Below are 3,937 nucleotides of genomic sequence, written 5' to 3'. Positions count from 1 at the left end.
CCATACTACGTTGAAAACACCGGTTCTCGTCCGATCACCGAAGTTAAGCAACGTAGTATGGCCGTAGGCAGAAGCAGACTGCACTACTGACCAATTTATTGAAGAACTGATAGTTAACACAGAAGGTAAAACTAACTGTAAACAATGGCATACCGATGATTGGGGAGGATATGAACGCTCAAGTACCCCCTGAAATTAAGCATATGATCGGAAAAGACCAGATACAGCAATTGGAGCGAAGGAATAGAATTGTCAGACAACAGAATGGCCGATGACATTGCCGACAGAATAAATTTGCTAAGGTTTGGGAGCAGACATTAATAATAGTGAAATTAGTGTTAGCGGAGCAAGTGCGGTAGCTACATCCCCTATTTCAATTGGATTTGGCTTCATACTCGCATTTGAGAATACAGCAGCACAAAGGGCTGGTTTAGCGTTGGCGGAGGGTTGCGTCAGCATTATCGCTCCCTGGAACTGGGGTGACTTAATTACCTATCCCACACTTTGCTGATGCACAACCGAATTATCTTGTTTGTTACCGATTAAGTTAGATACAGTAAATCGTCGATGACCACCTTCGGTACGGATTGACTTGATCCGTCCTTCAGTTTCCCATAATAAGTTAGACATAAACCTAGTATATTACAATAAATATCTAGTTATATCTAACTTTGTTTAATTATTTTAATACTGTTGATTACCCTACTGAAATTATTTATGCTTTTTCCAAGGGTGCCATTGTTAACCCGGCCCGACTCAACTGCTGATGATACAATTCTGCCTGTTCTAGAGGGCCAACCCAAACTATGGCTTGACCTTCATTGTGAACCTGGTGAGTTAGCTCCCAAGCAAGATCACTTGTCATACCTGGAATATATTTTTGCAAACATTCAGCGACGTGCTTAAATGTATTGACATCATCATTTAAAACAATAACCTTGTAGTTGGGATATGGTTTGTTAACAACTTGACTAAACTGTCTAGGAGCAACAGTTGTAGAGGAGCTACCCCCTACTCCCACTATTATATTGTCTGCAATTGGGATGATGGAAATTCCAAGATCCATGCTACTATTTTCCTGTATATCCATACAATTATATTGGGATGATTTATACATAATTGTAACTGCTTGAGGAATTATCATAACTATATTAAAGACCTATTTAGATTTTATCTTTTCTTCACCCTATGTTGGTTAATTTAGATATGGCGAGAAATTTTGCTATTTTTACTGCTTGTGTCTTTGTCATACGGGGGGTAATTCAGTTAGGGGAGATGGGGAGATGGGGAGTGAAAAAAACTTTGAGTAGGAAAGAAACCGAAATACATCCTCTCTCTTGGTCGATTGGATCTGGCGAGGAGACCCGAAGAGTGACAGAGGAGCTGCCTCTTATAGAGGAGCTTTCCTATGGTCATGCTGCGCAAACGCTAACGCTAACGCCATCGCACCCTACGGGAAGCTCCGAAGATCGACCGCTTTCTTTTAATTGGAGCTGAGGTAATAACAGCTAACATCATTAGGTAATTTGCCTCAAGTTCAATCAATACCATTACCGTTGCAGGACTTCCCAAAATTATTCAATCCAATTTTTGGCTCTACTAACAGCTTTTTGCCAAACCATAAAACTTTTTTGCACTTTTGCAGCATTTTCACCGGGTTCAAACACCTGCCCAACTGTACTATTATTCACCAATTTGTGATAGTCATCCCATAGACCTACTGTCAAACCAGCAGCAAAAGCAGCTCCTTGAGCAGTAGCATCAATAAACGCAGGTCGTTCAACAGGAATACCCAACAAATCTGCCTGAAATTGCATTAAAAAATTATTTTGCGAACCTCCACCATCAACTTTTAGATTAGTCATTAGAGTTCCGCTATCTTGATTCAGAGCATCCACAACTTCTTTAACTTGAAAAGCAATTGATTCCAAAACTGCTCTCACCATGTTTTCCCGCTTCACACCTCCAGTAATTCCCAGAAAAGCACCGCGAGCATTCATATCCCAATGAGGAGCACCGAGACCACTTAAAGCAGGTACAAAATAAACACCGTTAGTATCTTCCACTTGCATTGCCAGATGTTCAGTTTCTGCTGCGAAGTCTATGATTTTCAACCCATCCCGTAACCACTGAATACAAGCTCCTGTGGTAAACATTGCCCCCTCTAGAGCGTAAGATGTTTTCAAATTACCATTGATTTTTTGAGTCCATCCAATAGTTGATAATAGTTGATTTTGAGATTTAGTAAGACTATCTCCAGTATTAGCAATCAAAAAACTACCTGTACCATAAGTGCATTTTAACATTCCGGGGCGATCGCAACCATGGGCAAATAAGGCGGCTTGTTGGTCTCCTAAAATTGTAGCTATAGGAATTGATATTCCTAATAAATCTGCTTTTGTTTTGCCGAATATGCTAAAACTTGGTTTGATTTCCGGCATTATTTCTCTAGGAATTTGAAACAAGTCTAATAATTCTCTATCCCAATTTAGGGATTCAATGTTCATTAACATTGTGCGACTGGCGTTACTATGGTCGGTGGCGTGAATTTGCCCACCAGTTAGTTTCCACAAAATCCAAGTATCGATAGTACCTGCCAACACGTTACTGAGGTTAATGTTTGGTTGTTCTTGCTTTACCCACTCTAGTATCCAGGATAATTTTGTTGCTGAGAAGTAAGCATCTAAAACTAATCCGGTACAGTTTTGAATTTTTTCTGCTTTGCCTTTTGCTACTAATTCTCGAATCATGGGTGCGGTACGACGGTCTTGCCAAACTATTGCTTTGTGCAGTGGTTTACCTGTGGTTTTATCCCAGAGGAGACAGGTTTCCCGTTGTACTGTTAAACCGATAGCTTCTACATTTGAGGGGAAAATATTAGTATTTCGGAACACTTGCTCCATCATGGCATAAGTGTCTTCCCATATTTCTTCTGGGTCGTGTTCTAACCAACCGGGATGAGGGTAATATTGAGTAAGTTCTTTGTAAGCTTGACCAATACTAGCGCCTTGATAGTTGAATAATATTGCTCGGTTGCCTGTTGTACCGAGGTCGAGAGCTAGGATGTATTTTTCAGTGTCTTTAGTCATAAAAAATGATTTGGCGTTGGTGAATTAGTGTATGATATTAATCTTAATTATTTAGTAGTCAGGAGTCAGGAGTCAGGAAGAAAGAAAGAAGAAGAAAGAGTAGTAGAAGGAGAAAGTTGTTTATTCGCGCTCTTATCCGGACAGGATATCATACCTCTTTTCACCAACACCAATGATTTTTTTACCGCAATAGTCAGTTCGGGATTTTTGTTTATCTACCACGATTACTGCTATTTTGACTAGAAATTTTAATTTTTCTTATTATTTTCCTTTTTTTAGTTTACATTATATTTCTTAATTTCTGAATTCTTTTTTTGTTCAATAGATATCTCCAATAATCAAAAATAAAATTAATTATCATACAGAAATCATTAGACATCTGGTGAAAAAGATATAGATTTTTTGCAGGAGTAGGCAACAGGCAACAGGTAAGATATTTTCACGAAAAATTTGCTAAAAAAAGATTTTTTAGCAAATTTTTCTTTCCTTGACCAATCTAATTAGGGTTTGCTGAAAAAGTCTTATGGGTAAGGGTCGGAGACAGGAGACAGGAGACAGGAGACAGGGTAAATGGGAATTATAGAGGAGGTAGGAGGAAGAATAATCCCTTGATTATTCTGCGCAACTATGAGCCTAAAATTCTAATTTTTTGAACCATTATAGCAATGTGCGCTGGCATATTTACAAATTACAGGAGGTGTCCAATAGCTAAAAGTTTTATCTTATCAGCTTTTTATTCCCCCTTCCGGAGCTGTTACCTATTGCCTGTTGCCTGCGCACAGCGCTATATGACCTAAAAGCACTGATATATAAACGTTTTAGCATTTTTTAGTTAAAAAAAGTCCAAG

Annotated in this window: 4 protein-coding genes and 1 rRNA gene; 2 read left to right on the top strand and 3 right to left on the bottom strand. The window is 38.9% G+C overall.

What is annotated here, in order from left to right:
* Positions 1–107: ribosomal RNA gene (gene rrf / locus F6K13_RS22415) — 5S ribosomal RNA — on the top strand; the annotation flags it as partial.
* Between the two features lie 385 nt (positions 108–492).
* Here the strand turns inward: rrf and F6K13_RS22410 are convergent.
* From F6K13_RS22410 to glpK, 3 genes are all read right to left on the bottom strand, one after another.
* Entirely contained in the window at positions 493–630 is a 138-nt protein-coding gene (locus tag F6K13_RS22410; RefSeq protein ID WP_192901054.1) for a hypothetical protein, read from the bottom strand.
* Between the two features lie 85 nt (positions 631–715).
* Positions 716–1,066, bottom strand: coding sequence for an ATP-dependent Clp protease adapter ClpS (gene clpS / locus F6K13_RS22405; protein ID WP_124143686.1), 351 nt, complete (start codon positions 1,064–1,066; stop codon positions 716–718).
* Between the two features lie 508 nt (positions 1,067–1,574).
* A complete protein-coding gene (gene glpK / locus F6K13_RS22400) occupies positions 1,575–3,089 on the bottom strand; it encodes a glycerol kinase GlpK (RefSeq protein WP_124143673.1) in 1,515 nt (504 codons plus the stop codon).
* A 27-nt stretch (positions 3,090–3,116) separates the two neighbouring features.
* On the opposite strand from glpK, the gene F6K13_RS22395 reads away from it, so the two are divergent.
* On the top strand, positions 3,117–3,332 hold the full coding sequence (locus F6K13_RS22395) for a hypothetical protein (protein ID WP_124143672.1): 216 nt from the start codon (positions 3,117–3,119) through the stop codon (positions 3,330–3,332).
* Positions 3,333–3,937: the final 605 nt, after the last annotated feature.

This window comes from Okeania sp. SIO2B9 (assembly GCF_010672505.1).
In the GTDB taxonomy this organism is placed as follows: Bacteria; Cyanobacteriota; Cyanobacteriia; order Cyanobacteriales; family Microcoleaceae; genus Okeania; species Okeania hirsuta.
This window is presented reverse-complemented; position numbering and strand designations above follow the sequence as displayed.

What these genes read in the sequence shown, in the direction of transcription:
- F6K13_RS22410 (WP_192901054.1), bottom strand. Translation starts at nt 630, where the DNA reads ATGTCTAACTTATTATGGGAAACTGAAGGACGGATCAAGTCAATCCGT.
- clpS (WP_124143686.1), bottom strand. Translation starts at nt 1,066, where the DNA reads ATGGATCTTGGAATTTCCATCATCCCAATTGCAGACAATATAATAGTG.
- glpK (WP_124143673.1), bottom strand. Translation starts at nt 3,089, where the DNA reads ATGACTAAAGACACTGAAAAATACATCCTAGCTCTCGACCTCGGTACA.